The sequence below is a fragment of the Thiospirillum jenense genome, assembly GCF_014145225.1.
GTDB classification, from domain to species: Bacteria; Pseudomonadota; Gammaproteobacteria; order Chromatiales; family Chromatiaceae; genus Thiospirillum; species Thiospirillum jenense.
Genome location: NZ_JABVCQ010000083.1, coordinates 1 through 1,086, shown reverse-complemented (window position 1 = coordinate 1,086; position 1,086 = coordinate 1). Strand labels below are relative to the sequence as shown.

The window sequence follows — 1,086 nt, the reverse complement described above, 5'->3', positions numbered from 1 at the left end:
TGGGCAAGAATGGGTGCGATTGAAAAGTGGTACGGGAATTACAATAGACCAGCAAATTGATGGTATTATTTTGCCCAGTGGATTAGAAAACTATGAGTGGCGGCAAGCAGGTAATACGGTGCGTATTACTGGTAATAACCTAGATGCTACTCTTGTTGTTCGTGATGGGCGCGGTACTGTGGTATTGTCCACCAACGGTCTAATTTATTTAACCTTATCTGGTACGCAAATGCAGTTAGGTAATCAATCACTTTCAATTGACGCGCAGCGTTTTACAATAGCGATGTTTGGCAGTAGTGTTGATTCTACAACATACGCAATAGATAGAGAGTTTTTCTATAATGCGCAACCGAATCAGGTTTTTTTACAGCCAAATGCCCGGTTTACCGCTGTTGAAGATGCTGATTTTTATGGTGAAACCGGTTATGAAACTGTGGTGATGGATAATGCCATAACGGCCACGATTGATCAGAATATTGAGCGTGTTGAATTCGCGGCGCCCTTGTCGGATTATTCATTCCGCCAGCAGGGTAATGCGCTGGAAATGCAGCGTGATGGAAATGTCGTTATTACTATTCGTGTACAAGCGGATGCCGATGGTACCCTATTGTCATTCCAAGATGGCACTACTCCAGTGCAACGGCATCCCACTGGTCATTTATTGCTCGGAGAGCAATTTTTAATTGATGAGGATGCTTGGTCACAGTTCAATACGTCTCTGTTTGACGAATAGAATAGTTGCGGCGGTTGGATTGACAGAATCAATCCAACCGACTAACACACTCACTCTGCCACACCACCCGTTCTAATCCAATTCCAATCACCGCGTATAAGCGCAATTCATTCAAGTGTTGACTAAAGAAATCATTCAAAGCGTCGATGGCACTTGTGAGAATTATCACTTGGCATTAGCGCGGATTCCTGAATTGCTCGATCCATTAGTCACGACGAACGAATGATAAAACTGTATTAAAGTTGATCGTTCCCGCGCTCCAACGTGGGAACGTTTTTTCACGCCCGAATAACAACAATACGCCGCCCGCCCTGACTCGTTTGCTCCCCATGACTCATCCGTTCTGCAATGGG

The 1,086-nt window shown here is 44.7% G+C and carries 1 protein-coding gene; it reads left to right on the top strand.

Going from position 1 to position 1,086, the window contains the following annotated elements; all coding sequences use genetic code 11:
* Positions 1-733: hypothetical protein (locus HUK38_RS14590; RefSeq protein WP_182585045.1), on the top strand; the 733-nt coding region annotated here is incomplete at its 5' end.
* Positions 734-1,086: the final 353 nt, after the last annotated feature.